This window comes from Ensifer sp. KUDG1, assembly GCF_050434285.1.
Taxonomy (GTDB): domain Bacteria; phylum Pseudomonadota; class Alphaproteobacteria; order Rhizobiales; family Rhizobiaceae; genus Ensifer.
This window is the reverse complement of sequence record NZ_JBNDIG010000001.1, coordinates 897,725-917,626: the sequence shown is the minus strand read 5'-3', so window position 1 is coordinate 917,626 and position 19,902 is coordinate 897,725. Positions and strand designations below refer to the sequence as shown.

General features: G+C 62.1%; 21 protein-coding genes. 7 read left to right on the top strand and 14 right to left on the bottom strand.

The annotated features are described in order from the left end of the window. The first annotated feature begins 139 nt into the window (after positions 1-139). From thrC to M2267_RS04430, 4 genes are all read left to right on the top strand, one after another. Positions 140-1,540, top strand: coding sequence for a threonine synthase (gene thrC, locus M2267_RS04445; protein ID WP_429112744.1), 1,401 nt, complete (start codon positions 140-142; stop codon positions 1,538-1,540). A 16-nt stretch (positions 1,541-1,556) separates the two neighbouring features. Then, entirely contained in the window at positions 1,557-2,858 is a 1,302-nt protein-coding gene (locus M2267_RS04440) for a M16 family metallopeptidase (protein ID WP_043619885.1), read from the top strand. Positions 2,859-3,164: 306 nt separating this feature from the next. Beyond that, positions 3,165-3,776, top strand: a complete 612-nt coding sequence (locus M2267_RS04435; protein ID WP_043619883.1) for a GNAT family N-acetyltransferase — start codon at positions 3,165-3,167, stop codon at positions 3,774-3,776. Beyond that, on the top strand, positions 3,776-6,685 hold the full coding sequence (locus tag M2267_RS04430) for an EAL domain-containing protein (protein WP_429112741.1): 2,910 nt from the start codon (positions 3,776-3,778) through the stop codon (positions 6,683-6,685). Before M2267_RS04435 ends, M2267_RS04430 begins: the two co-directional genes overlap by 1 nt. 116 nt (positions 6,686-6,801) lie before the next feature. Here the strand turns inward: M2267_RS04430 and M2267_RS04425 are convergent, their stop codons facing one another. Beyond that, positions 6,802-7,407 (bottom strand): YqgE/AlgH family protein, encoded by a 606-nt coding sequence (locus M2267_RS04425; protein ID WP_043619926.1) that lies wholly within the window; start codon positions 7,405-7,407, stop codon positions 6,802-6,804. Between the two features lie 196 nt (positions 7,408-7,603). On the opposite strand from M2267_RS04425, the gene M2267_RS04420 reads away from it, so the two are divergent. Further along, a complete protein-coding gene (locus M2267_RS04420) occupies positions 7,604-8,419 on the top strand; it encodes a protein-disulfide reductase DsbD domain-containing protein (protein ID WP_429112738.1) in 816 nt (271 codons plus the stop codon). A 73-nt stretch (positions 8,420-8,492) separates the two neighbouring features. Continuing rightward, a complete protein-coding gene (locus M2267_RS04415) occupies positions 8,493-8,978 on the top strand; it encodes a peroxiredoxin (RefSeq protein ID WP_034801256.1) in 486 nt (161 codons plus the stop codon). Between the two features lie 45 nt (positions 8,979-9,023). On the opposite strand, the gene rnhA is transcribed toward M2267_RS04415, so the two are convergent. From rnhA to coxB, 13 genes are all read right to left on the bottom strand, one after another. Then, a complete protein-coding gene (gene rnhA, locus M2267_RS04410) occupies positions 9,024-9,491 on the bottom strand; it encodes a ribonuclease HI (protein ID WP_043619877.1) in 468 nt (155 codons plus the stop codon). Further along, positions 9,488-10,468, bottom strand: a complete 981-nt coding sequence (locus tag M2267_RS04405; protein ID WP_429112736.1) for a homoserine kinase — start codon at positions 10,466-10,468, stop codon at positions 9,488-9,490. Before M2267_RS04405 ends, rnhA begins: the two co-directional genes overlap by 4 nt. A 40-nt stretch (positions 10,469-10,508) precedes the next feature. After that, a complete protein-coding gene (gene ispH, locus M2267_RS04400) occupies positions 10,509-11,519 on the bottom strand; it encodes a 4-hydroxy-3-methylbut-2-enyl diphosphate reductase (RefSeq protein ID WP_034801247.1) in 1,011 nt (336 codons plus the stop codon). Positions 11,520-11,522: 3 nt separating this feature from the next. Beyond that, on the bottom strand, positions 11,523-11,888 hold the full coding sequence (locus M2267_RS04395; RefSeq protein WP_429112735.1) for a DUF1304 domain-containing protein: 366 nt from the start codon (positions 11,886-11,888) through the stop codon (positions 11,523-11,525). A gap of 53 nt (positions 11,889-11,941) precedes the next feature. After that, positions 11,942-12,709, bottom strand: a complete 768-nt coding sequence (locus M2267_RS04390) for an SURF1 family protein (RefSeq protein ID WP_429112734.1) — start codon at positions 12,707-12,709, stop codon at positions 11,942-11,944. After that, positions 12,678-13,061: a DUF983 domain-containing protein gene (locus M2267_RS04385; RefSeq protein ID WP_429112732.1), complete on the bottom strand. Its 384-nt coding sequence runs from the start codon at positions 13,059-13,061 to the stop codon at positions 12,678-12,680. Before M2267_RS04385 ends, M2267_RS04390 begins: the two co-directional genes overlap by 32 nt. Further along, positions 13,058-13,543, bottom strand: coding sequence for a L,D-transpeptidase family protein (locus M2267_RS04380; RefSeq protein WP_429112730.1), 486 nt, complete (start codon positions 13,541-13,543; stop codon positions 13,058-13,060). Before M2267_RS04380 ends, M2267_RS04385 begins: the two co-directional genes overlap by 4 nt. Positions 13,544-13,644: 101 nt before the next feature. After that, the gene (locus tag M2267_RS04375; protein ID WP_043619866.1) at positions 13,645-14,523 is read right to left on the bottom strand and encodes a cytochrome c oxidase subunit 3; all 879 of its coding nucleotides are present in this window, start codon (positions 14,521-14,523) and stop codon (positions 13,645-13,647) included. Positions 14,524-14,587: 64 nt separating this feature from the next. Continuing rightward, a complete protein-coding gene (locus M2267_RS04370) occupies positions 14,588-15,181 on the bottom strand; it encodes a cytochrome c oxidase assembly protein (protein WP_043619864.1) in 594 nt (197 codons plus the stop codon). Between the two features lie 11 nt (positions 15,182-15,192). Further along, the gene (locus M2267_RS04365) at positions 15,193-15,333 is read right to left on the bottom strand and encodes a hypothetical protein (RefSeq protein WP_043619862.1); all 141 of its coding nucleotides are present in this window, start codon (positions 15,331-15,333) and stop codon (positions 15,193-15,195) included. Then, the gene (locus M2267_RS04360) at positions 15,333-16,289 is read right to left on the bottom strand and encodes a heme o synthase (RefSeq protein WP_192447583.1); all 957 of its coding nucleotides are present in this window, start codon (positions 16,287-16,289) and stop codon (positions 15,333-15,335) included. The genes M2267_RS04365 and M2267_RS04360 overlap by 1 nt, the downstream gene beginning before the upstream one ends. A gap of 98 nt (positions 16,290-16,387) precedes the next feature. Beyond that, complete coding sequence (gene ctaD / locus M2267_RS04355; protein ID WP_043619858.1) at positions 16,388-18,076, bottom strand: cytochrome c oxidase subunit I; 1,689 nt, start codon at positions 18,074-18,076, stop codon at positions 16,388-16,390. A gap of 20 nt (positions 18,077-18,096) precedes the next feature. Then, complete coding sequence (gene coxB, locus M2267_RS04350) at positions 18,097-18,978, bottom strand: cytochrome c oxidase subunit II (protein WP_043619856.1); 882 nt, start codon at positions 18,976-18,978, stop codon at positions 18,097-18,099. Positions 18,979-19,344: 366 nt separating this feature from the next. Here coxB and M2267_RS04345 point away from each other — a divergent pair, with 366 nt between their 5' ends. Continuing rightward, a complete protein-coding gene (locus M2267_RS04345) occupies positions 19,345-19,875 on the top strand; it encodes an invasion associated locus B family protein (protein WP_034801218.1) in 531 nt (176 codons plus the stop codon). Positions 19,876-19,902: the final 27 nt, after the last annotated feature.

Below are 19,902 nucleotides of genomic sequence, written 5' to 3'. Positions count from 1 at the left end.
AGCTAGTTTTGCGACCGGAAATTGGGTCGGTGACAAGAATAGATGCAGACTTTGTCAAGGACTGACGCAATAAGACGAGCGTGTCGCGACGACGTTTCCCAAGGTCGCCGCAACCCTTGAGGTGGAACGAAGGACAAAGATGGTGAAGTATATCTCGACGCGCGGCGAAGCCGCTCCTCTCGGCTTCTGCGACGCGCTGCTTGCCGGTCTTGCGCGCGATGGCGGTCTCTATCTCCCCAAGGAATGGCCGACGTTTTCCAAGAAGGAAATCCGCGGCCTGCGCGGCAAATCCTATCAGGACATTGCCTTCACCGTGCTCGAGCCCTTCATCAATGGCGAGATCCCGGCGGCCAAGTTCCGCGAAATGATCGACGAGGCTTACGCCACCTTCCGCCACCCGGCGGTGGCGCCGCTGGTGCAGACCGGACCGAATGCCTTCGTCATGGAGCTCTTCCACGGCTCGACGCTCGCCTTCAAGGACGTGGCGATGCAGCTGCTCGCACGGCTGATGGACCATGTGCTTGCCGAACGCGGCGAGCGCGCCACGATCGTCGGCGCGACCTCGGGCGACACAGGCGGTGCGGCGATCGACGCCTTTGCCGGTCGTGAGCGTACCGACATCTTCATTCTCTTCCCGCACGGCAAGGTCTCGCCGGTGCAACAGCGGCAGATGACGACCTCGAGCGCATCGAACGTTCATGCCATCGCCGTCAACGGCAACTTCGACGACTGCCAGAACCTCGTCAAAGCGATGTTCAACGACGCCGCCTTCCGCGACCGCGTCAAGCTTTCGGGTGTCAACTCGATCAACTGGGCGCGCATCATGGCCCAGATCGTCTATTACTTCACGACGGCGGTCGCGCTCGGCGGGCCGGACCGCAAGATCTCCTTCACGGTCCCGACCGGCAATTTCGGTGACATCTTCGCCGGCTACGTTGCCAAGCGCATGGGCCTGCCGATCGACAAGCTGATCATCGCCACCAACGAAAACGACATTCTCGCCCGCACGCTGAAGAACGGCCGCTACGAGATGCGCGACGTCAAGGCGACCACCGCACCGTCGATGGACATCCAGATTTCGTCGAACTTCGAACGGCTCCTGTTCGAGGCGAACGACCGCGACCCGGGCGAAATCCGCTCGGCGATGGACGGGCTGAAGCAGTCCGGCTCCTTCACCATCCGCGAGAAGGCGCTGAAGGCGATCCGCAAGGAGTTCCGCGCCGGTCGCGCCTCGGAGAAGGACGTCGCCAAGACGATTGCAAAGACGCTTGCCGACACGGGCTATCTGCTCGATCCGCACAGCGCCGTCGGCGTCTTCGTCGCCGCCAAACACGAGAAGGCGTCCGCTCCAATGGTGACCCTTGCGACCGCCCATCCGGCGAAATTCCCGGACGCGGTAAAATCGGCAAGTGGTATTGACCCGGCGCTTCCGACGTGGCTTGCTGACCTGATGAACAGGGAGGAGCGTTTCGATATCCTGGATCCGGACCTGAAAACCGTCGAGACATTTATCGGCGAGCGGACCCGCCTCCGGGGGTAAGAACGAGAAGAAACGTATGATGAAAGTTGAGTGCACCCGGCTCCCTTCCGGGTTGACGGTGGTAACCGAGCAGATGCCGCATCTTGAAAGTGTGGCGCTCGGCGTGTGGATCAAGTCCGGTTCGCGCAATGAAACCCTCGGCGAACATGGCATTGCCCATCTGCTCGAGCACATGGCTTTCAAGGGCACCGCGCGGCGCACCGCCCGTCAGATTGCCGAAGAGATCGAGAATGTCGGTGGCGAGGTCAATGCTGCGACCTCGACCGAGACGACCTCCTATTATGCCCGTGTCCTGAAGGATCACGTGCCGCTCGCGGTCGACATCCTCGCCGACATTCTGACCGAGTCCAGCTTCGACGACGAAGAACTGCGCCGCGAGAAGCAGGTGATCCTGCAGGAGATCGGCGCTGCCGACGACACGCCCGACGATGTCGTCTTCGACCGCTTCGCCGAGACCGCCTATCGCAACCAGACCGTCGGCCGGCCGATCCTCGGCACCCCGGATACGGTCATGTCGTTCTCCGCCGACCAGATCCGCCAGTATCTCGGCCGCAACTATACGACCGACCGCATGTTCGTGGTCGCCGCCGGCGCCGTCGAGCACGATGCCTTCGTTCGCCAGGTCGAGCAGCGCTTCGCTTCTCTTCCGCGCACGCCGATCGCAACGCCTGTGATGGAAGCTGCGCGCTATACCGGCGGCGAGAGCCGCGAAACCCGCGACCTGATGGACGCGCAGGTGCTGCTCGGTTTTGAAGGCAAGGCTTACCACGCCCGCGATTTCTACTGTTCGCAGATCCTCGCCAACATTCTCGGCGGCGGCATGTCCTCCCGCCTGTTCCAGGAAGTGCGCGAGCATCGCGGCCTCTGCTACTCGGTCTATGCCTTCCATTGGGGCTTTTCCGACACCGGCATCTTCGGCGTACATGCCGCGACCGGTGGCGAGAACCTGCCGGAATTGATGCCCGTCATCGTCGACGAGCTGCGCAAATCTTCGATGAACATCGAGCAGCAGGAAATCGAGCGCGCCCGCGCCCAGATCCGCGCACAGCTTCTGATGGGCCAGGAAAGCCCGGCGGCCCGCGCCGGCCAGATCGCCCGACAGATGATGCTCTACGGTCGTCCGATCCCCAACGAGGAACTGATGGAGCGCCTCTCCGGCATCACCATCGAGCGCCTGACCGACCTTGCCGGACGGCTGTTCTTCGACACCATACCGACGCTTTCTGCGATCGGCCCGCTCGAGCAGCTTGCCCCGATGGACGACATCCTGTCGTCGCTGACCGGCAAGGCCGCCGTCCCGCACGCCGTCGCAAGCTAAGCCGAAGGCTTAACGGCCGGGCTCCGCTTCATCAAAACGGTGAAGCGATCCCGGCCTCCCAAACAGTGAGCAATATAGCACGGGAGGCGCTTTCAAGCGCCGCCCGGAAACTGCGTTCGGTCAGCCGGCGCTCCGCGGATGACGACAGCGTGTGCGAATGGTGAAGTCTTTGCACCTTTTCGCAAAATCGGATTCGATTTGCGCGCAAAGTTGTGCAACGTTTCGATTTGTGACGGCGCAAAGGCGTGCCGTCGGGCGGATGGTACAAGGTCCTCGCGCGTAAACGGAACGGCCTCGGAGGCAGCTATGACACGATCGGTTTTTCGGTTCCTGTCGCGGCAGCCGGAGACGATCGAAATCGCCGACCAGAATTACCTGCTCCGCCTCCCCCGCTACTCCGATTACCGCCAGTGGTATCAGCTCAGAAGCGACAGCCGCACCTTCCTGGAGCCGTGGGAGCCGACCTGGCGCACCGACGAAATGACCGAGAGCGCCTTTCGCAGCCGGGTCATCCGCAACGAACAGGAATATGCCTCCGGCCAGGCGGTGCCGCTCTTCCTTTTCCACAAGCCAGGCGAGGTTCTGCTCGGCGGACTGACGATCGGCCACATTCGCCGCGGCGCCGGGCAAAACTGCATGATCGGCTACTGGATGGGCGCTCGCCACGCCGGCAAAGGCCACATGTTTGCCGCCCTCAAGCTCGCGATCCCCTATATCTTTTCGACCCTTGAGTTGCACCGTATTGAAGCAGCCTGTATTCCGGACAACTCAAGAAGCATCCGGCTCCTTGAAAAGGCCGGTTTTGAGCGTGAAGGCTATTTAAGACAGTACTTGAGAATCAACGGCCAGTGGCGAGACCATCTGCTCTTTTCTCTCCTGTCCGACGATGCCGTACCGAACAGGAATATGCCCCTTTGATGCCTCTAGCCCGCTCGCCCTTCGCCTGGTCAGCCTCCAAGCTGGCAGCGTTTCTGATAACGCTCACGACGATTTTCTGTGCGCTCGGCGGCGCGGCCCAGGCTTTGGAGCCGGTCAAGATTTCGCGTGAAGACACGGCGCTCGACCTGACGGCGACGACCGAAATCTACAGCGGCCGCAACGAAGCCTTTCAGGTTTCGACAGCACCCGGCACCGACGGCATCGTGCGGCGAATCGAAGTGCGCTCCAACAGCGAAGGCCATCAGGGCGACTGGGCGGTGTTCGCGCTCGCCAACGTTTCGGCCGAACAGCTCGAGCGCGTGATCGTCGCGCCGCATTTCCGACTGGTGAATTCCAAGCTCTTCTGGCCGGACCTCGGCTCCAAGCGCATGCTCTCGATCACGCCGAGCGAAGGCTCCGCGCTCACCCGCGAACCGAGCGACGAGGCGGACGTCTTCCGCGTCTCGCTGGCGCCGGGCGTCATCATCACCTTCGTCGCCGAGCTGGCGACACCGGACCTGCCGCAGATCTACCTCTGGGAGCCGGACTCCTACAAGGACACGGTCAACGCCTTCACGCTCTATCGCGGCATTGTACTCGGCATCGCCGGCCTGCTTGCAGTGTTCCTGACCATCCTCTTCGTCGTCAAGGGCACCTCGATGCTGCCGGCGACGGCAGCACTTGCCTGGGCCGTGCTTGCCTATATCTGCGTCGACTTCGGCTTCCTGTCGAAGCTCATCAGCGTGACGGCGGGGGACGAGCGAATATGGCGAGCGGGCACCGAGGTCTTCCTCGCGGCCGGCCTCGTGATCTTCCTGTTCACCTACCTCAATCTCAACCGCTGGCACCAGCATCTGGGCTATGCCACGCTCGCCTGGATCCTCGGCCTCGGTCTGCTCTTCGGCGTCGCCGTCTACGACCCGGCGATCGCGGCCGGCATCGCCCGTCTTTCCTTTGCGCTGACGGGCACCGTCGGCATCGTGCTGATCGCCTATCTCGGCTTCAACCGCTACGACCGCGCGATCCTGCTCGTTCCCGCCTGGCTGCTGATCCTCGTCTGGCTGTTCGGCGCGTGGCTGACGGTCACCGGCCAACTCGCGAACGACATCGTGCAGCCGGCGCTCGGTGGCGGTCTCGTGCTGATCGTGCTCCTGATCGGCTTCACCGTCATGCAGCATGCCGTTGCCGGCAGCGGCTACCAGCAGGGCCTGTTCTCCGATCTCGAGCGCCAGTCGCTGGCCCTCACCGGATCCGGCGACACCGTCTGGGATTGGGACGTCGCCCGCGACCGTGTGGTGACCATGCCCGATATCTCGACCCAGCTCGGCCTGTCGCTCGGAAGCATGCACGGACCCTTGCGCAACTGGCTGCCGCGGCTGCATCCCGACGATCGCGACCGCTTCCGCGCCACGCTCGACGTGCTCCTCGAGCGCCGCCGCGGCAAGCTCAATCATGAATTCCGCGTGCGCGCCGAGGACGGTCACTATCACTGGCTCTCGATCCGCGCGCGGCCGGTGCTTGGCGCCAACGGCGAAATCATCCGCTGCGTCGGCACGATCATCGACATCACCGAACAGCGCAATTCCGTCGAACGGCTGCTGCACAACGCACTTCTCGACAACCTGACCGGCCTTCCGAACCGTCAGGTCTTCCTCGACCGGCTGCAGGCGATGCTCTTGATGGCCGACGGCAGCAATTCCGTGCGCCCGACGGTGCTTGCGATCGACATCGACCGCTACAAGCAGGTCAACGATCTCCTGGGGATTGCCGCCGGCGACAACATCCTGATCGCACTGACGCGGCGCCTGCGCCGGCTGCTGCGCCCGCAGGACACGCTGGCCCGCCTCGGTGGCGACCAGTTCGGCCTGATCCTGATGTCCGAGCGCGATCCCGCCAAGGTTGCCGATTTCGCCGACGCGGTGAGCAAGGCAATCATGGTGCCGCTCAACTACGGCAACCGCGAAATCAACCTGACGGCATCCATCGGGCTCGTCTCGTGGCTCGACCAGGAACAGAGTGCTGCCGGGCTTCTCGATGATGCCGAGCTCGCCATGTTCCGGGCCAAGAAGGAAGGCGGCAACCGCGTCGAGCCGTTCCGCCCGGCCTTCCGCACCTCCGGTTCGGACCGCATGCAGCTCGAAGCCGACCTCAAGAAGGCAATCGAGCGCAAGGAACTCTCGCTCGTCTACCAGCCGATCGTGCGGCTGAACGATGCCGAGATCGCCGGCTTCGAGGCCCTCATGCGCTGGGATCACCCCAAGCGCGGCAATATCTCGCCGACGGAGTTCATCCCGATCGCCGAGAATTCCGACCTCATCAACCAGCTCGGCATGTTCGCCTTCGATCGGGCGACGAGCGACCTGACGGAATGGCAGCTGCAGACCGGCGACCTGCCGATCTTCGTCTCGATCAACCTTTCGAGCGCGCAGCTGCTCAACAACGAGCTTTATGACGACGTCCGCGCCATCCTCACCAAGAACCGCTGCGATCCGGGCAAGGTGAAGATGGAGTTGACAGAATCGCTTGTGATGGAAAATCCGGAGCAGGCCCGCCTCGTCCTCGAAAAGCTGAAGGAAGCCGGCCTCAAGCTCGCGCTCGACGACTTCGGCACGGGCCATTCATCGCTCTCCTACCTCACCCGCGTCCCCTTCGACACGATCAAGATCGACAAGGCGCTGGTGCGTGACCCGAGCGACAAGCGCGGCATCCTCCTGCGCTCCGTCATCACCATGGCGCGTGAGCTCGACATGCAGGTGGTGGCTGAGGGCATCGAATCCGAGGATGACGCGATCCAGTTGTCGCAGATGGGCTGCGACTACGGACAGAGCTTCCTCTTCGGTCCGCCGATCGGCTCGGAATCGATCCAGCGACTGCTGAAGGAACGCTTTCCGCTGATGAAGCGGGCGTAATCGCCAAGGCGACGCCACTCGGCGCGCAGACCAAAGCCTTAAGGCCCGTCGGTAACAATCCGGCGGGCTTTTCGTTTGTGCGTCAAGGATCTGGAAGAGAGCGGGCGCGCCGTCAATCAGGCGTGGCCGGCATCCATGGAGAGCATCGCGGCCGAAACACCCATCAGCGCCAGCGCCCGATCGTATTTGTCGTCGAGCGCCTTGTCGAAGATCAGCTCGTCGCGCGCCGGGCATGTGAGCCAGCCGTTCTGGGTGATTTCCGCTTCCAGCTGCCCCGGTCCCCACCCGGCGTAGCCGAGCATCATCGTCGCGCGCACCGGCCCCTGCCCACGCGAAATGGCACGGACGATGTCGAGCGTCGCCGTCAGGCAGATATCGTCGCTGACGGGAATGCTGGAGTCGCTCAGATAGTCGTCGGAATGCAGCACGAAGCCGCGCCCGGTCTCGACCGGACCGCCCGCCTGGATCTGGAAATCCCGTGTTACCTGGGGAAGCCGGATCGCCTCATCCTCATCGAGAAGATCGAGGTGAAGCAGCACGTCCGGGAAGGTCAGTTGCTGTGGCCGGTTGAGAATGAAGCCCATGGCGCCATCGTCCGAATGGGCGCAGATGAAGATGACCGTGCGGGCGAAATTGGCGTCAAACATCCCGGGCATGGCGATCAGGAACTGACCGTCAAGAAAGCCTCGCTCGCGTCTCTTTTGCGCCATCGGAGTAGCCATCATGCGAACAGCCTATCAATTCGCCGCGAAATGAAAAGCGCCTCAGCGTCGCGGCCCATAATTATTGCACGCACGGCGTTCACTTCGCCGTGTCCGATCAAGCAATTATGATCGTTGCCTCCGTCGCAGCGTCTGGAGCGGTTTTGGCAAAAGCGATATTGCTTGCCGTATGATCCAGTGCTTCACACACCAGAAAATGGCCCAGTTCATCGGCGCGGCAAGCCTGGCTGGCTGTTTTTTTCTCCCCTTCGGCGCCAATGCGGCCACCAGCGAGTGGGTCACCTCCCCCGGCGGCATGATCCGTCTGGTCGCCGCCCAGCCCAAAGAGGACGGCACGATCCCGGCAACACTGGAGGTCAAGCTCAACCCTGGCTGGAAGACCTATTGGCGCGAACCCGGTGCAAGCGGCATTCCCCCGCAGGTGACGCTCGACCCGAAAGGCGGCGTGGAGCTGGAAAAGATCGGCTTCCCAGTGCCGAAGACGTTTGACGACGGCGTCGTGCGCTACATCGGCTATGACAAGCCGGTCGCCTTCCCGCTGACATTGAAGCGCCTCCACGGCAGCGGCGACGTTACCATTCGCGCCTCCGTTTTCCTCGGTATCTGCGAGGACATCTGCATTCCGGTGCAGGGTGAACTCACGCTCGCCATCAAGCAAGGCGGCTTCGACAATCCGCTCGACGGCGCACGGATCGACGATGCCGTGGCTGCACTGCCGGAGGCGCCGTCCACGGATTTCGCAGTCGCCGCGAGCCGCTACGACGCCGAAAAGGCGATGATGCATCTGTCGGTTCGCCTACCCGCCGACCACAAGGATCCGGAAGTCTTCCTCGCCGGGCCTTCGGGCATTTCGTTCGGCAAGCCCGAGATCCAGCCTGCCGGCGACAGGGCGTTGAACGCAGCCGTTCCGGTGAGGCTCACGGGCAAGGACAGGGAACTCAAAGGCAAGCCGATCGTTTTGACTGTGCGCGCCCAGGGCCGCAGCATGGAGACGACCCTTGCCTTTGATTAGGGCGCATCTATAGTCCGCCGAGTTCTCCGACAAGCGCGGAGACGCGAGACGCAAGCAACGCAAGGAGAGTGCCGTGACCATTGCCGTCGGAGACAAGCTGCCAGCCGCAACCTTCAAGGAAAAGACCGCCGACGGTCCCGTCGAGGTCACCACCGATCAGCTCTTTGCCGGCAAGCGCGTCGTGCTCTTCGCTGTCCCGGGCGCATTCACGCCCACCTGCTCGCTTAACCACCTGCCCGGCTATCTCGAAAACCGCGACGCGATCCTTGCCCGCGGCGTCGACGACATCGCCGTCGTCTCGGTCAACGACCTGCATGTGATGGGCGCCTGGGCAACCACTTCGGGCGGCATGGGCAAGATCCACTTCCTCTCAGACTGGAACGCCGCCTTCACCAAGGCGCTCGGCATGGATATCGACCTGTCGGCCGGCACGCTCGGCGTGCGCTCCAAGCGCTATTCGATGCTTGTCGAGGACGGCGTGGTAAAGTCGCTCAATCTTGAGGAAAGCCCCGGCCAGGCGACCGTTTCGGGCGCTGCCGCGATGCTCGAGCAGCTCTGAGCACAGAAGCAAGTGCACATGGAAACGGGCCTTACGGCCCGTTTTTCATTTCACCAGAAGCGAGCCCAAGCCACGTTTCTTCTTGTAGGGTTCCATGCCCTTGCGCGCGAGTTCGTCGGCACGCTCGTTCTCCGGATGGCCGGCATGGCCCTTGACCCAGTGCCAGGTCACCTTGTGCCGCCGGTTGGCCTCGTCCAGCCGCTGCCAGAGCTCGCCGTTCTTCACCGGCTTCTTGTCCGCGGTCTTCCAGCCGTTCTTCTTCCAGCCGTGGATCCACTTGGAGATGCCGTCCATCACATATTTGCTGTCGGTGTAGAGATCGACCTCGCAGGCGCTCTTCAGCGCGTCGAGCGCCGAGATCGCCGCCAGCAGTTCCATGCGGTTGTTGGTGGTTTCGGCCTCACCGCCGGAGAGTTCCTTTTCCACCTCGCCATAGCGCAGCACAGCACCCCAGCCGCCCGGTCCGGGATTGCCCGAACAGGCGCCGTCGGTGAAGATGTCGATATGTTTCATGCCTGGCCCCCGTCGCGGCGCAGGCCGTATTCGGCGCTGGACGCAATCGCGCGGTGGAAGCGGATCTTCGTCAGATATTCGAGCGGATCCTTCTTGACCACGAGCGCGCCAGCGGGCGTCATCAGCCAGTCGTAGAGCCGCGTCAGAAAGAAGCGCAGCGCCGAACCGCGGCAAAGCAGCGGCAGAGCGTCGACCTCGGCAGGTGTCAGCTTGCGCACGCTCTCGTAGCCCGAAAGCATCGCCATGCCCTTGGTGATGTTATAGGAGCCGTTCTTCTCGAAGCACCAGGAATTAAGGCAGACGGCGACGTCATAGGCGAGATAGTCGTTGCAGGCGAAATAGAAGTCGATGAGCCCGGAAAGCTGGTCGCCGAGGAAGAAGACGTTGTCCGGGAAGAGGTCGGCGTGGATGACGCCTTCCGGCAGCGATTTCGGCCACTGGCGCTCCAGATGTTCGAGCTCGGCCGAGATCTCGTCCTTGAGACCTGCCTGCACCTCGTCGGCGCGCGCTTCGGAATTGACCCAGAGCGGCCGCCAGCCGCCGACGGAAAGCGCATTGGCGCGCTTCAGCGCGAAACCCTCGCCGGCGACGTGCATGGCCGCCAGCGCCTTGCCCACTTCGTGGCAGTGCCTGGCTTCGGGCTTTCTCAGCCACATGCCTTCAAGGAAGGAGATGACGGCGGCAGGACGACCAGAGAGCTCGCCGAGCAGCTCGCCGTCGGAACGCGGTAGCGGCAGCGGGCAGGACAGGCCGCGCTCAGCCAGATGATGCATGAGACCCAGGAAGAACGGCAGGTCGCCGGCATTCACGCGCTTTTCGTAGAGCGTGAGGATGTAGGAGCCCTTGGTCGTGTGCAGCAGGAAATTGGAGTTCTCGACGCCCTCGGCGATCCCCTTGTAGGAGGTCAGCCGGCCGACGTCATAGGCGGTGAGAAAACGGGCGAGATCGTCTTCCGTGATATCGGTGTAAACGGCCAAAGGTGTCCACTCTCAAGAAAATGCGGGCAGGAAATGCGGCTTATTCGCCGTTGACGAAGGCCATGTCGGCAGCCGTCAGCGGCACGTGGCGGATCTCGCGGTTGACGAGGAAGTTCTCGTTTTCCTCGACCGTATCGGCGAGTTCCACGGAAGCGTCGTAGCGTTCGCGAAACGCCTCGATGATCTCGTTGACGATCACTTCCGGCGCAGACGCACCGGCCGACAGGCCTACCGTAGAGATGTCGCCGATTTCGTCCCAGTCGATTTCCGACGCCCGCTGGACCAGCACGGATTTTTTCGCGCCGGCTCTCAGCGCCACTTCGACGAGGCGCTTGGAATTGGACGAGTTGGGCGCGCCGACGACGAGGAACAGGTCGCAGCCGGGGGCTGCCTGCTTCACCGCTTCCTGGCGGTTGGTGGTGGCGTAGCAGATCGAATCGGCGGCGGGCGCCGTGAGGTTCGGAAAACGCTCGTGCAGCCGCTTGATGACGCCGGCGGTGTCGTCGACCGACAGCGTCGTCTGGGTGACGAAACCGAGATTGTCCGGGTCCGGCGGCTGGTAGACGTCCGCATCCTCGACGGTCTCGACCAGCGATACCGTTCCTTCCGGCAATTGGCCCATGGTGCCGATCACTTCCGGATGGCCGGCATGACCGATCAGGACGACGTGGCGGCCGAGGCGATTGTGGCGCATCGCCTGCTTATGGACCTTGGAGACCAGTGGACAGGTGGCGTCGAGATAGAACAGGTTGCGTGCATCCGCGTCGGCGGGCACCGACTTCGGCACGCCATGCGCCGAAAAGACGACCGGCTGCTTGCGGTGTTCCGGCGGGATCTCGTCGAGTTCTTCAACGAAGATCGCACCCTTGGCTTCGAGGCCTTCGACGACGTAGCGATTGTGGACGATCTCATGGCGGACATAGACCGGCGCGCCGAATTCCTTCAGTGCCAGGACGACGATCTGGATCGCGCGGTCGACGCCGGCGCAGAAGCCGCGCGGGCCGCAAAGGCGGATGGTGATCGGGGATTTTTCTGCCGCTGATGATGCCATGGATCAGGATGCCATTAGGAGGAAAACGAGCGCTGCGATCGCCGGGCCGCCCTGGATGAGGAGGATACGCGGCTTGACCGACCACGCGCCATATATAGCGGCAACGACCACGCACACAAGGAAGAACACCTTCAGCTGGATGGCAAAGGCGGCTTCCGCCTGGAGCAACGACCAGAACAGGCCGGCGGCAAGAAAGCCGTTGTAGAGCCCCTGGTTGGCCGCGAGCACCCGTGTCGTCTCGGCCTGCTCGGCCGTCATGCGAAACACGGCCCTTCCCTTCGGCCCGGTCCAAAGGAACATTTCCAGCACCAGGAAACCGATATGCAGCAAGCCGGTCAAAGCAATCAGTGTGTTCGCGATGATCGTCACGTTGCCTCCGCTGCCGTTCGTCACGCACGGTTAGCATGACGGTAAACCCGCGGCTATCGCCCGCGCCGCATTGCATAGATGCCGCTGACCAGCACCAGAGCCGCTGCCAGCCCATACCACGTCAGCGCATATTGCAGGTGGTTGTTGGGCAGGTCGAACTGGGTCACACCGCCAATCGGCAGACCGCCCGGATTGGGCGTTGCATCGGCATCGACGAACAGTGGCACGACCTTGTCGGCGGGAAGGCCGACCGAAGACGCCATCGTGTCGAGGTCCTTCCAGTAGAAGATGTTCTTGGCGAGATCGTTGTCGGGAACGAGCGACGACGGCTTTCCGTCAAGCTTCGGCCTTGCAAGACCATGAATGCCGACGAAGGCGGGAAGCTCGCCGGCAAGCCGGGTCGAGGAATCCTTCTGCTCGAAAGGCACGAAACCGCGATTGACGAAGAGAAAGCGGCCGTCGTCCAACCGTAGCGGCGTGAAGACGTAATAGCCGGTGCGGCCATTGAAAGTCGCGAAGAAATGCCGCTCCTTGCTATGGTCGAACCCGCCAGTCACCGTGACGCTGCGGTAGTCGATGTCGCCGCCATCGGCGAGGATCTTCTCGATCTCGGCAAGTGTCGCCGGTGGTGCAGACCTGCGCTCGGCCATGGCCGAAAGCAGGCCTTCCTTCCAGTGCAGCCGCTGCATTTGCCAGGTGCCGAGCGAGACGAGAATGGCAAATGTCGCGACGAGCAGCAGCAACGTGCCGATGCGACCGATCAGGCCGCTCTTTTTCCTGGTCGCGATCTCAGCCACGGTCGATCTCGCCCGGACGCGCATTGTTGCGGAATTGCAGGTTGATCAGGATGCCCTTGAGCATCCGCGTCAGGCCGAGGCTGAAGATCACCGCAAGCGGGATCCACAGGATGAAGTGTAGCCAGAGCGGTGGGTTGAAGTTGACCTCAGCCCAAAGCGCCGCGCCGACGACAATGAAGCCGACGATCAGGATCACGAACACGACAGGACCATCGCCGGCATCGGCAAACTTGTAGTCGAGATCACAGCTCGCACAGGACGACTTGACCTTCAGAAACCCGTCGAAAAGCTTGCCCTGGCCGCAGCGCGGGCAAAGCCCCTTGATCCCGGTCATTACCGGGTCAACCGGCGGGAAATGTGCCTTGTCTTCACTCACGGCTTGATCTCGATTGGCGTGTTGTTGGGCACCATGGCCCAGATTTCTTCCATTTCGGCATTGGTAACGGCAATGCAGCCATTCGTCCAATCGAAGCGCTGCGTCAAAAAGGCCAGCCAGCCGAAATAATTGGGCTGGCCATGGATCATGATCATGCCGCCGGGATCGACGCCGCTTGCGGCGGCGGCCGAGACATCGGCCGGCGCCGGATAGGAGACGTGAATGGACTTGTAGTAGCCGCTGCCGGGATTGCGCCAGTCGAGCGAATAGAGCCCTTCCGGCGTCTTCTGGTCGCCCTCCTGGCGCTTGTGGCCAATGGGGTTGCCGCCGAGCGAAACCGTGTATTCACGGATCACCTGGTCCCCTTGGAAGAGCTGCAACAGCCGCCGTTCCTTGTGCACGACCACTCTGTCTGCGCTATCGGCGGCCACGGCGGGCAAACAGCCGGATACCACAAGCGCCGCCGCCAATCCCAACCTCATTTCCGTCACCCCTCGAGCCGTCCTGTGGGCACACCACCAAAAGAACAAGGCGGCTGCATGACTGCAACCGCCTTGTCGAAACGAGCGTAGGCTCTATTCGCTTACATGTGGGCGACAGGCGCGCCCCAACCACCCCAGATGTAGATGGAGAAGAAGAGGAACAGCCAGACGACGTCAACGAAGTGCCAGTACCAGGCGGCCGCCTCGAAACCGAAGTGCTGCTTCGGGGTGAAATCGCCACGCAGCGCACGGATCAGGCAGACGAGCAGGAAGATCGTGCCGACCAGGACGTGGAACCCGTGGAAGCCGGTCGCCATGAAGAAGGTCGCGCCGTAGATCGAGTCCTTGAAGGCGAACGGAGCGTGAGCATATTCGTAAGCCTGGACGTAGGAGAACAGTACGCCGAGCGCGACCGTCAGCGCCAGGCCGTTGACCAGGCCCTTGCGGTCGTTGTGCAGCAGCGCGTGGTGCGCCCAGGTCACCGTCGTGCCGGACAGAAGCAGGATGACGGTGTTGTAAAGCGGCAGGTGCCAGGGATCGAGAACCTCGATGCCCTTCGGCGGCCAGACGCCGCCGGTGAAGGCGGTGCGGGTTGCCTGGATGGCTTCGCCCGGGAATAGGCTGGCATCGAAATAAGCCCAGAACCAGGCGACGAAGAACATCACTTCCGAAGCGATGAACATGATCATGCCGTAGCGCAGGTGCAGGGCAACGACGCGCGTGTGGTGACCTTCGTGGGCTTCCTTCACCGTGTCCGACCACCAGCCGTACATGGTGTAGAGAACGATGATGAGGCCTGCGAGCAGGATCCAGACGTTTGCGAACTCGAGGCCGAAGATCTTCAGCGAGCTGCCCGACAGGTAGCGCATGTAGCAGATGCCGCCGAACGCCATGACGAAGGCGCCGATCGAGGCAAGCAGCGGCCAGGGGCTTGGGTCAATGATGTGGTAGTCGTGATTCTTCTGATGCGCACCGGCCATGTCAGTAATCCCCGAAATGTCTCTCTCTCGTCGCCCTTCCGGCATAGCCGAAAAGGACCTCCATTCAAAGTTTGTTCTCTTCCGTCTTCACCTGCGCGACCGGCTTTGATGGTTCGCGCGGATAGAAGGTGTAGGAAAGCGTCAACGTCTTGATGTCCTTGGTCTCCACCGCCTTGACCATGTCCGGATCGACGAAGAATACCACTGGCATCTCCATCTCCTCTCCCGGCTGCAAGGTCGTCTCGGTGAAGCAGAAGCACTGTACCTTGTTGAAGTAGGCGCCCGCCTGCATCGGCGTGACGTTGAAGGTCGCCTGACCCGTCGTCGGCTTCGACGACAGGTTCTTCGCCTTGTACATCACCTGCACCGTTTCACCGATGCGGATGTCGATGTCGCGCTGGACCGGCTTGAACTCCCAGGGCAGGCCGCCCGAGGTGTTCGCGTCGAAGGTGACCTTCACCTTTTCGTCCAGGATGACGTCGGACGCCTGCTCGACGCGCTGCGTCGTGCCGTTATAGCCGGTGACGCGGCAGAACATGTCGTAAAGCGGCACGGCCGCATAGGCCATGCCGACCATGCCGCCAACGAAGGCCAGGCAAGTGCCGACGACGACGCGGTTGGAGCGCTGCGAGCTTGTGGTCTGCGGTGAATTCGTCATGCCATCCCGCCTCAGTTGACCATGCCGTTGCCGAACTTGATCAGCGTGACGATGTAGAACAGGACGACGAGGCCGAAGAGGACGAAGCCGAGCGCGATGTTGCGGCCGCGGCGCGATTTCTTCTGGGCATCAGTGAGCTTGACGGTTTCCATCAGGCAATACTCCCGGCATTCAGCCAGATATTGACGATCAGGTGGTCCGCCATCAGGGCGGAGAAGATCACGAAAAGATACATGATCGAGAAGGCAAAGAGTTTCTTGGCCGGCAGCATGCGCTCGTCCGTCTCCGGCATGCGCAAGACGCCGATCGAGTACCACACGAAGCCGAGGCCGAGAGCCGCTGCGACTGCGCCGTAACCGATGCTCGCAAAACCGAGCAAGGTGGGACAGATGCCGATCAGTGCGGTCAGCACGGCGTAGATGACGATCTGCTTCTTGGTGGTCGCCTGGCCGCAGACATTCGGCATCATCGGCACACCGACGGCGCCGTAGTCGCCCATCTTGAAGAGCGCGAGCGCCCAGAAGTGCGCCGGGGTCCACAGGAAGGTGATGAGGAAGAGAACGATGCTTTCGACCGATACGGCGCCGGTCACGCAGGCCCAGCCGATCATCGGCGGGAAAGCGCCGGCAGCACCGCCGATGACGATGTTCTGCGGCGTCGAGCGCTTCAGCCACATCGTGTAGATGACCACGTAGAAGAAAATGGTGAAAGCGAGCAACCCGGCTGCGAGCCAATTGACGGCGAGCCCGAGGATGATCACGGAAAAGGCAGACAGCGTCAGACCGAAAGCCAGCGCTTCCTGCGGCAGGATCTTGCCGGCCGGGATCGGGCGCTTGGCGGTACGGGTCATGACCGCGTCGATGTCGGCGTCATACCACATGTTCAGCGCGCCGGACGCGCCAGCGCCGACGGCGATGCACAGGATGGCGATGAAACCGATGAAAGGATTGATGTGTCCTGGTGCGAGTACCAGCCCGGCGAACGCCGTGAAGACGACCAGGGACATGACACGCGGCTTCAGAAGCTCGAAGTAATCGCGCGCAGAGGCTTCGGACAGGCGCGGTACGCCTTCCATGCCGACTGCTTCGTGATTGTCGATGACCGTCATGTCTTGTCCCTGCAAAAGTCCCGGCCGCAAGGGCCGTGTATCGCCGGTTTCCCGGCGGGGTGAAGCCGCCGGAACCGGCGGCTTCTGTTCGTTGCCCGTCACTTGATGCGCGGGAGCTGTTCCCACTGGTGGAACGGCGGCGGCGAAGACAGCTGCCATTCCAGAGTGTTCGCACCCTCGCCCCACGGATTGTCGCCAGCGACGCGCTTCTTTGCGAAGGCTTCGAAGACGCCGAAGAGGAAGATCAGGACACCGACGGCTGCGACGTAGGAGCCGTAGGACGAAACCATGTTCCAGCCGGCATAGGCATCCGGATAGTCGATGTAACGGCGCGGCATGCCGGCGAGGCCGAGGAAGTGCTGCGGGAAGAAGATCAGGTTCACGCCGATGAACATGACCCAGAAGTGCAGCTTGCCGACGAACTCGGAGTACATGTAGCCGGTCATCTTCGGGAACCAGTAGTACCAAGCCGCGAAGATTGCGAAGACGGCGCCGAGCGACAGAACGTAGTGGAAGTGAGCAACCACGTAGTAGGTGTCGTGCAGCGAGCGGTCGAGGCCGGCGTTGGCGAGCTGAACGCCCGTGACGCCACCGACGGTGAACAGGAAGATGAAGCCGATCGCCCAGACCATCGGGGTCGTGAAGCGGATCGAACCACCCCACATCGTCGCGATCCACGAGAAGATCTTAACGCCGGTCGGGACAGCGATGACCATCGTCGCGAAGACGAAGTAGCGCTGCGTGTCGAGCGACATGCCGACGGTGTACATGTGGTGAGCCCACACGATGAAGCCGACGGCGCCGATCGCGACCATAGCGTAGGCCATGCCGAGGTAACCGAAGATCGGCTTGCGCGAGAAGGTGGAAACGATGTGGCTGACGATGCCGAAGCCCGGCAGGATCAGGATGTACACTTCCGGGTGACCGAAGAACCAGAACAGGTGCTGGAACAGGATCGGGTCGCCGCCGCCTTCAGGCGCGAAGAAGGCCGTGCCGAAGTTGCGGTCGGTGAGCAGCATGGTGATGCCGCCTGCCAGAACCGGCAGCGAGAGCAGAAGCAGGAACGCGGTGATCAGAACCGACCAGGCAAAGAGCGGCATCTTGTGCAGCGTCATGCCCGGAGCGCGCATGTTCAGGATCGTGGTGATGAAGTTGATCGCACCGAGGATCGAGGACGCGCCGGCAATGTGCAGGCCGAGGATGACGAAGTCCATCGCCGGTCCTGGCATGCCCGATGTCGAGAATGGCGGATAGATCGTCCACCCTCCCCCTGCGCCATAGGCGCCGGCCGGACCTTCGACGAACATCGAAAGCAGCACGAGCAGGAAGGCCGGAATGATCAGCCAGAAGGAGATGTTGTTCATGCGTGGGAACGCCATGTCCGGCGCACCGATCATGATCGGAACCATCCAGTTGGCGAAGCCGCCGATCAGCGCCGGCATGACCATGAAGAAGATCATGATGAGCGCGTGCGCGGTCGTGAACACGTTGAACATGTGCTTGCCGCCGTCGATGGCAGCATCGCCCTCGAAGCCGTAAACCATCTGCGCCAGACCGTGGAAGATCTGGATGCCCGGCTCCTGCAGCTCGGCGCGCATGAAGATGGACAGCGTGCCACCGATGATGCCCGCGAAGATCGCGAAGATCAGGTAGAGCGTGCCGATGTCCTTGTGGTTGGTCGACAGGAACCAGCGCTGGAAGAAGCTCAAAGGCTTGTGCGCATGGTCTGCGTGGCCATGATCGGAGTGATCATGGCGTTGGTCTTGATGAACGGCTGTTCCAGCCATGGGTCGAGCTCCCCTTCCGATTACTGTGCGGCGTTAGCGGCGACGTCGACGGTCTTGGCCGAGTCGATGGACGCCATGAGCGCCTTGTTCGCATCGCCAACATTCGTTGCGGCGGCTGCGAGCCAGGTGTCGTATTTTTCCTGCGAAACCACGCGGATGGCGATCGGCATGTAAGCGTGGTCCTTACCGCAGAGCTCGGAACACTGGCCGTAGTAGAGACCTTCGCGCTCGGCCTTGAACCAGGTTTCGTTCAGGCGGCCGGGAACGGCGTCGATCTTCACGCCAAAGGCAGGCATTGCAAATGCATGGATCACGTCAGCAGCGGTGACGAGAACGCGAACCGTCTTGCCGACCGGAACGACGACTTCGTTGTCGACGGCGAGCAGGCGCGGATATTCTTTCTTGTCTTCCTTGCCGAGCGTCGCGCGGTCTTCTTCCTTCATCATGATGCTGTCGAAGGTGAGCGGGCTTTCGCCGACTTCATACTCGTAGGACCAGTACCACTGGTTGCCGGTCGCCTTGAGCGTCAGGTCCGGATTGGCCGGCGGCGTCAGCTGCGCGGTCAGGAGCTGGAAGGACGGGATCGCGAGGAAGAGAAGGATGACGACCGGACCGACGGTCCAGACGACTTCGATCGCGGTGTTGTGGCTGGTCTTGGACGGAACCGGGTTCGCGCTTTCGCGGAACTTGATCACAACGATGATCAAAAGGAGGAGAACGAAAAGTGTAATCGGAATGATGAACCACAGGGTATAATGTTCAAACCACGTGATTTCTTCCATGATGCCCGTAGCGGCCGACTGAAAGTTCGTCTGCCATTCGACAGGCTTGTCAGCAAAGGCGCTCGAAGCAAAAAGCAGACAGGCAAGCGCTGCCAGAACTGCATAAGCCTTGTTTTTCACAATGTGTCTCCCCAATGCGCTTGATCAGGATCAAACCGGAACGCAGAATCCCTGCGATACTGCTGCGCTTCAAACCACAGTTTGTCCGATGCCGCAACATCTGACCAATCAACCCCATGCGGCATTTTTGCACAAACGTTGCTTTTCACACAGGCACCCCTCGAAACCCGCGGCGAAACCACCTATAGGGGCTGTTCTGCGCGCTTGGCGATCCGATTGCACAGCGCTTTGACGGCGGCGCGCCGGATAGGGCGCCGAACCCGCCCAATTTCCGCCATATGGCGCTGGAATGTGCCCCGCAGGGCTTTTCATTTATTCCTGCGCACTTCAAGAATAGCCCTGATGATTCGACGTTTTGAGGTTTACATGGGCCTGCCCCTCTTTTCCCGACTGTCGGCCTTCGCCGCCTTCGGCCTTGCCGTTCTCGCTCTCCCGGCTCAAAGCCTGGCCCAGCAGCCCGCCGGAACACCCGGCACGGTCAAGTCCAACCATGGCGCGTGGTCGATCGTCTGCGATCAGCCGCCGGGCGCTTCCGCTGACCAGTGCGCGCTGATGCAAAACGTCATCGCCGAAGACCGGCCGGAAGTCGGCCTTTCGGTGGTCGTTCTGAAGACGGCGGATCGCAAGGCCAAGATCCTGCGCGTGCTCGCTCCGCTCGGCGTGCTTCTGCCGAACGGCCTCGGCCTCAATGTCGACGGCAAGGATATCGGCCGCGCCTATTTCGTGCGCTGCTTCTCCGACGGCTGCTACGCGGAAGTGGTGCTCGAGGACGAACTCCTGAAGACCTTCCGCTCCGGCGCAACCGCGACCTTCATCGTCTTCCAGTCGCCCGAGGAAGGCATCGGCATTCCCGTCGACCTCAAGGGTTTCGGCGAAGGCTACGACGCGCTGCCCTGATCGGCGACATATTCAAAGACAAACAAA

What these genes read in the sequence shown, in the direction of transcription:
- M2267_RS04365 (WP_043619862.1), bottom strand. Translation starts at nt 15,333, where the DNA reads ATGGAAACCGTCAAGCTCACTGATGCCCAGAAGAAATCGCGCCGCGGC.
- M2267_RS04420 (WP_429112738.1), top strand. Translation starts at nt 7,604, where the DNA reads ATGGCCCAGTTCATCGGCGCGGCAAGCCTGGCTGGCTGTTTTTTTCTC.
- M2267_RS04440 (WP_043619885.1), top strand. Translation starts at nt 1,557, where the DNA reads ATGATGAAAGTTGAGTGCACCCGGCTCCCTTCCGGGTTGACGGTGGTA.
- M2267_RS04390 (WP_429112734.1), bottom strand. Translation starts at nt 12,709, where the DNA reads ATGCGCGTCCGGGCGAGATCGACCGTGGCTGAGATCGCGACCAGGAAA.
- M2267_RS04425 (WP_043619926.1), bottom strand. Translation starts at nt 7,407, where the DNA reads ATGGCTACTCCGATGGCGCAAAAGAGACGCGAGCGAGGCTTTCTTGAC.
- M2267_RS04375 (WP_043619866.1), bottom strand. Translation starts at nt 14,523, where the DNA reads ATGGCCGGTGCGCATCAGAAGAATCACGACTACCACATCATTGACCCA.
- rnhA (WP_043619877.1), bottom strand. Translation starts at nt 9,491, where the DNA reads ATGAAACATATCGACATCTTCACCGACGGCGCCTGTTCGGGCAATCCC.
- ispH (WP_034801247.1), bottom strand. Translation starts at nt 11,519, where the DNA reads ATGGCATCATCAGCGGCAGAAAAATCCCCGATCACCATCCGCCTTTGC.
- thrC (WP_429112744.1), top strand. Translation starts at nt 140, where the DNA reads ATGGTGAAGTATATCTCGACGCGCGGCGAAGCCGCTCCTCTCGGCTTC.
- M2267_RS04435 (WP_043619883.1), top strand. Translation starts at nt 3,165, where the DNA reads ATGACACGATCGGTTTTTCGGTTCCTGTCGCGGCAGCCGGAGACGATC.
- M2267_RS04370 (WP_043619864.1), bottom strand. Translation starts at nt 15,181, where the DNA reads ATGACGAATTCACCGCAGACCACAAGCTCGCAGCGCTCCAACCGCGTC.
- M2267_RS04345 (WP_034801218.1), top strand. Translation starts at nt 19,345, where the DNA reads ATGGGCCTGCCCCTCTTTTCCCGACTGTCGGCCTTCGCCGCCTTCGGC.
- M2267_RS04380 (WP_429112730.1), bottom strand. Translation starts at nt 13,543, where the DNA reads ATGAGGTTGGGATTGGCGGCGGCGCTTGTGGTATCCGGCTGTTTGCCC.
- ctaD (WP_043619858.1), bottom strand. Translation starts at nt 18,076, where the DNA reads ATGGCTGGAACAGCCGTTCATCAAGACCAACGCCATGATCACTCCGAT.
- M2267_RS04430 (WP_429112741.1), top strand. Translation starts at nt 3,776, where the DNA reads ATGCCTCTAGCCCGCTCGCCCTTCGCCTGGTCAGCCTCCAAGCTGGCA.
- M2267_RS04360 (WP_192447583.1), bottom strand. Translation starts at nt 16,289, where the DNA reads ATGACGGTCATCGACAATCACGAAGCAGTCGGCATGGAAGGCGTACCG.